This window comes from Pseudoalteromonas sp. SR45-5, assembly GCF_014163565.1.
GTDB classification, from domain to species: domain Bacteria; phylum Pseudomonadota; class Gammaproteobacteria; order Enterobacterales; family Alteromonadaceae; genus Pseudoalteromonas; species Pseudoalteromonas distincta.
The window spans coordinates 1-4883 of the sequence record NZ_JACJDN010000295.1; the positions used below are offsets into that span (position 1 = coordinate 1).

The 4883-nt window shown below is 39.4% G+C and carries 7 protein-coding genes; 3 read left to right on the plus strand and 4 right to left on the minus strand.

Features of this window, described 5'->3' with window-relative positions:
- Positions 1–39: 39 nt before the first annotated feature.
- From H5072_RS11800 to H5072_RS11810, 3 genes are read right to left on the minus strand one after another with little or no spacing between them, the layout of a single operon-like run.
- Positions 40–489 (minus strand): flavodoxin, encoded by a 450-nt coding sequence (locus H5072_RS11800; RefSeq protein ID WP_182693621.1) that lies wholly within the window; start codon positions 487–489, stop codon positions 40–42.
- The gene (gene truC, locus H5072_RS11805; RefSeq protein ID WP_182693622.1) at positions 489–1253 is read right to left on the minus strand and encodes a tRNA pseudouridine(65) synthase TruC; all 765 of its coding nucleotides are present in this window, start codon (positions 1251–1253) and stop codon (positions 489–491) included. The genes H5072_RS11800 and truC overlap by 1 nt, the downstream gene beginning before the upstream one ends.
- The gene (locus H5072_RS11810; protein ID WP_182693623.1) at positions 1246–1566 is read right to left on the minus strand and encodes a YqcC family protein; all 321 of its coding nucleotides are present in this window, start codon (positions 1564–1566) and stop codon (positions 1246–1248) included. Before H5072_RS11810 ends, truC begins: the two co-directional genes overlap by 8 nt.
- 104 nt (positions 1567–1670) lie before the next feature.
- Here H5072_RS11810 and H5072_RS11815 point away from each other — a divergent pair, with 104 nt between their 5' ends.
- A complete protein-coding gene (locus tag H5072_RS11815) occupies positions 1671–2699 on the plus strand; it encodes a DUF3549 family protein (RefSeq protein WP_182693624.1) in 1029 nt (342 codons plus the stop codon).
- The gene (locus H5072_RS11820; RefSeq protein WP_002963032.1) at positions 2700–2999 is read left to right on the plus strand and encodes a DUF3301 domain-containing protein; all 300 of its coding nucleotides are present in this window, start codon (positions 2700–2702) and stop codon (positions 2997–2999) included.
- 850 nt (positions 3000–3849) lie between these two features.
- On the opposite strand, the gene H5072_RS11825 is transcribed toward H5072_RS11820, so the two are convergent.
- On the minus strand, positions 3850–4503 hold the full coding sequence (locus tag H5072_RS11825; RefSeq protein ID WP_154903551.1) for a GNAT family N-acetyltransferase: 654 nt from the start codon (positions 4501–4503) through the stop codon (positions 3850–3852).
- 153 nt (positions 4504–4656) lie between these two features.
- On the opposite strand from H5072_RS11825, the gene H5072_RS11830 reads away from it, so the two are divergent.
- Positions 4657–4883 (plus strand): DUF2789 domain-containing protein (locus tag H5072_RS11830; protein ID WP_182693625.1); only part of this gene is annotated, 227 nt, incomplete at its 3' end.

The following is a 4883-nucleotide window of genomic DNA, read 5'->3' on the forward strand; positions in this document are numbered from 1 at the left end:
GCGCATGCGCTCCTTTTTTAATACTTTAAAATTAAAGGATTAAGCAGGTAGTTTTTCTAGCCATACTTTTAACCAAGGCTCGGTTACCGGCCACGGTTCAAAATCTTCACATGCATCTATTTCTAGGCGGTTGCCCACAGGCTTTGCTTGTAAATCACGAAGTAGCTCGTCAAAGCTTCGCCCTGCGTCACAAAATGTATCGCCGTAACATCTGTCACCCATTGCAATTACACCAAACGGTTTATCGGTAAGCATTGGGAAAGTGCTATTCATTGCAAAGTACAATCCGGCCAAATTACTCGGTACATCACCTTGGCCTGTTGTGGAGGTAACAATTAAAATATGCGATGCATTTTTTATATCATCAAGCGATGCTTCTGTAATTACTGTAGCAGTATGACCCGCTTGCTCTATTGTGGCTGCAACTTCATCGCTTAAACGCTCTGCACCGCCATTAACGCTGCCTACAAAAATACTAATATGTGCCATTAATAATCCTTTTCTTGCTCTGGCCAACCTAGCTGCTTACATATTTCAAGCATGTCTTCACCTAGTGGCGCTTTAATTGTTATTGATTCATTACTATAAGGGTGCATAAAACTAAGCTCTGTTGCAAATAACATTAAGCGTCTTAGCTCAAAATGCTCTCTAAAAAATTGATTATGCTGGTTATCACCATGATTTACATCACCAATGATAGGCAGTGATAAGTGCTTTAAGTGTCTGCGAATTTGATGCTTTCGCCCGGTTTTTGGAAAACACTCAACTAACGAGTAACGCACTGTTGGATACTTACCTATAGGAATAGGCAATGCAGCTTGGTGCAAGCAATTAAACTGGGTTTGCGCTTCTTGCGGTGCTTTATCTTGATCTGCAAACTTATCGGCTATTTTATCAAGTTCTTCTTTAAGCGGTTTATCTAAAAATACTGACTCTGGCGCAAAGCCGCGCACTAAGGCCAAATAGCGCTTAGCAATAGTACCTTCAATAAATAGCTGGTTCATATCGCGAGCAGCTTCCGAGTTCAATGCAAACAGCAATACGCCCGACGTAGGTCTATCGAGCCTATGTACTGGAAATACATGTTGCCCTAGCTGGTCGCGCAACATTTGCATAGCAAACTGGGTTTCGTGTTTATCTAAAAACGAGCGATGCACTAATAAACCTGAAGGCTTATTTATAGCCACATAGTTTTCATCTTGATACAAAATAGTCAGCTCGCCATATTCAATAGGCGCTGGACGCTCACTCATTTGGTTCTCCTAAAAAGGTATCAAGGGCTGTTAGTAATTCAATAATTTCATCGCTTCCGGCTTTATTCACAAGTGTCATTTGCGCCATAGGGGCAATAGCAAAGTTACGCGGCAGTGGTTGCCTATGTGTTATTAATTGCTGTATTTTGTCAATAAATACAAACTGTAACCACTGCTCAAATGCCATTGTATCGTGACAAAAAGGAGTATTTGAAAGCAGTGCCTCAGCGTCTATTGGCTCACTTTGCCAAAGCGCGTGTTTTTGTAAAAGTGCCGTTAGCTGCACTAAATAAGTTTGGGTTTGCTGGTACATAACCACCCTCTTTTATATATGTAATGCAATTATACCCTGTTCCCTCACAAGCGGCTATGACGTATAATTAATGTAATTTTGCAGTAAAAACAGTTGAGAAAACAATGAGTGATCAAATAGCTACATTAGGTCAGCTTTTAGATGGTGCGGGTACTCAGTGGCGTGCTTTTGATATTGGCAGGCACATTACTAAGCTTGATAAAAAACAATTTTTAGCTATTGAACAAGCTCAAGTGCCTTACCCTTATCCACTTGCTGGTCATGCATGGCTCGCTATTCAATTTTGGGATACTAAAGCCAGTAAAGAACCGTATGTATGGTTTTTAAAATTCCCCCTTGATGAGCAAAGTATGCTGGTAAGTGCTAGTCGCGATCACTTTGCTGATATGGTTATTCAAGCGCTAGGCACTGAAATTACAGGCGAGCAAGCCGATGGAAAGCTTGATAATAACCCTTATGTTTTTACACCAAACGCAAATAAATTAGCGGCATTTAACGCCCAAGTAAAAGTACTATTAAAACAGCCTGCATCGCAGTATTACGAGCATGCACAATTGTACTTTAGCGGTAAAATTGGTTTTGATAATTGGCAAAGTGTTGCACTACAGGGTATTGCCGATTTTGCACTACGCTTAGACAGCGATACAAACTTAAGTAATCTGCAAAAAGCATGGGCGCATTTACCTATTGAAGTACTACAACCACTCAGTGCCATGCTTGAACACGTTGAAATACCAACATCAATGAGTGAGTTACTTGTTGATTACACACAGACCGCAATTAGTAATAACGATACATTAGCTATAACCGCAGCACTAAGATCAGCTTCAAAAGGTCAAGCTCAAGGGTTATGCGCTCAATTAGTTGATACTGTACTAAGCTCACCAGTGAAGCACGACTCTGACGTGTTACTAACAATAGCTGGGCGGTGTTTTAAACAATTAGAAAACCCTGAACGCTTACATGTATTTATGGATAATTGCGCGCATCATCAAAAAATTGAAGAATTGTTTCCAAGTATTTTTGCTGACTTAGTTGCAATACCAACTATTCGCCCGCATTTATTAGGCTTATTACGTAAAGAAAATCGTAGCGAAACCCTCGCGCGTGCAATTGGAAGGTTATTCTCTTAAATGGCAAGTTTATGGACGTTCATACTTATTGGTAGTGTAATTTACTTATTTTGGCTTAACCGAAAGGTTGCTGAAGCGGCGAACGTTCATGCTAAACGTCAAAGTGAGCAACTGCAGGTGCAGTTAATGAGTGTTGCATGCACAAAACGCCGCTTTGGTTTTTTAAAGAACGGCAAGCCAGGCATTAAAAGTGAATTTATATTTGAGTTTTCAAGCGACGGTGAAAATGCTTATCAAGGTGTGTTAATTATGGAAAATGAGTTTTTGAAAAGTGTGGTTGTTCCACCCCATAAAATATAAAACTTAATATACTTTAGGAGTATATGTCTTAAATTAATAAATTTAATTCAACACAAAAAACTAAGGCGTAACTAAAGTTACGCCCCAATTGGACTGCATCCTGCTAGATATCCATTATCTTAAATCCGTATTATCATCCCCTGAACGAGTAAACAACCTTGTTTACCCTCACATTGCATCCTGCAATATCCATGGCCACCTTGGCAAACCCACGAAATCTATCGTTTGGCTACATCCGTAGCATCATCCCTGGTAATCCTTTAAAGTAGCTCCTGCCACTTTTGCATCCTGCAATATCCATAGCCATCTTGGCAAACCCACGAAATCTATCGTATGGCTACGTCCCGTAGCATCATCCCTGGTAATCCTTTAAAGTAGCTCCTGCCACTTTTTGCATCCTGCAATGTCCACTTGCCATCTTGGCTGTCCTGCGTAAACTAACGCTCCTGCTACTTCCTGTAGCGTCATCCGTGATTATCCTAAAGTAACTCCTAGCTACTAAGTGCTTCATGCACTTCCTTATTCTTCCTTGTATCCGTTTTAGCTTGTCCTTTATGCTTCCTGCTAGCGTCTGCTATGTTGCCTATTCCGTATCCTTGGCAGTAACTCAATCATTGAGCTATGTCGTCTTGACGAAGAGAAGTTTAAAGCAATCAGGGGGGAGAAATAGGACTTAACATTAAATAAATAAACGTCACAAAAATGAAAAAACAAAATAAACACTGCAGAACAATAACTTAGAACAAAAAAGGCTACTTATTAGCAGCCTTTAAGTGACAATGCTTACGATGATGTGAGATATATCTCACGGTCTTATGTCCGTTTGGGCGCATTGGCTTACATTATAATTTTAAATAGTTGGCTCAATTATTGGTTTAAACAGTAACTCGCCCTCTACTTGGTTAAAAGTAAGGTGTTTAAATGCTTCAAACTTTTCAGTTTTAAAAAATTCAATGTGCTCCTTACGTGTTACAAATACAGCCATCCCTGTTGACTCAGCGTTGCATTTAACTAAGTCGTCAAGCCCGCGTAGTAAGTAACGACCAAAGCCTTGTCCATGAAAATGCGGATCTACGGCAATAAAAGCTAAAAAATAGTAATTGCCTTTTTGTTTAAGGGCGTCTCTAATTGTTTGTTCTTTATCTATTAATTGATTTGTTTGTAAGTAGCCCGCACTCAGCATTAATTTTAAACGCCAGTGCCAATAACGCTGCGCTTGTAATTGGCTATTAGATTCAAATACACACGCTACTGCTTTTAATTTATCGTTGCGGTATAAACCAATTAATGGCTGTTTTTCTTGCCAAAAACTACTGAGTTCTTCGCGAATTAATGATCGTAATTTTTTTTCGTAGACTGATTTATTTTCGTCATTGTAGCTAAGCATGTTTAGTAATACAGGATCGTCATGATAAGCCTGATAAATTAGGCTCGCTGCAGTACTAATATCTTCTGCAGCTAAATACTGTACGCTGAACGTATCAGCTGGTGTGGTTACACTCATTGTATTTCCTTTATTATTTTAGCTATAGGCTGTTTAACTTTAAACCTAACTATATACCTAAAATTATTAACCGTAAATTCAGCGAGAGTTTAACTAGCAGGAGGTACAGTTAGGTACTAGTATGAATTTTCATTCATTTAAAGGAGCAATATCATGGATACGACAAAACACGACATTAACACACTTTTTGCACAGCTTGGATTACCAAATAGTGATGAGCAAATAGATGCATTTATTGCCTCACATGAATTAGAAGACACAACACTACTCCAAGAAGCTTCTTTTTGGGATGAGGCACAACAACACTTTTTAGCTGAATCCCTCGCACAAGACGGAGATTGGAGTGAAGTAATTGACGAGTTAGATGTACGCATTCGTCA

Coding starts and splice junctions, on each gene's coding strand:
- H5072_RS11800 (WP_182693621.1), bottom strand. CDS start 489: ATGGCACATATTAGTATTTTTGTAGGCAGCGTTAATGGCGGTGCAGAG.
- truC (WP_182693622.1), bottom strand. CDS start 1,253: ATGAGTGAGCGTCCAGCGCCTATTGAATATGGCGAGCTGACTATTTTG.
- H5072_RS11810 (WP_182693623.1), bottom strand. CDS start 1,566: ATGTACCAGCAAACCCAAACTTATTTAGTGCAGCTAACGGCACTTTTA.
- H5072_RS11815 (WP_182693624.1), top strand. CDS start 1,671: ATGAGTGATCAAATAGCTACATTAGGTCAGCTTTTAGATGGTGCGGGT.
- H5072_RS11820 (WP_002963032.1), top strand. CDS start 2,700: ATGGCAAGTTTATGGACGTTCATACTTATTGGTAGTGTAATTTACTTA.
- H5072_RS11825 (WP_154903551.1), bottom strand. CDS start 4,503: ATGAGTGTAACCACACCAGCTGATACGTTCAGCGTACAGTATTTAGCT.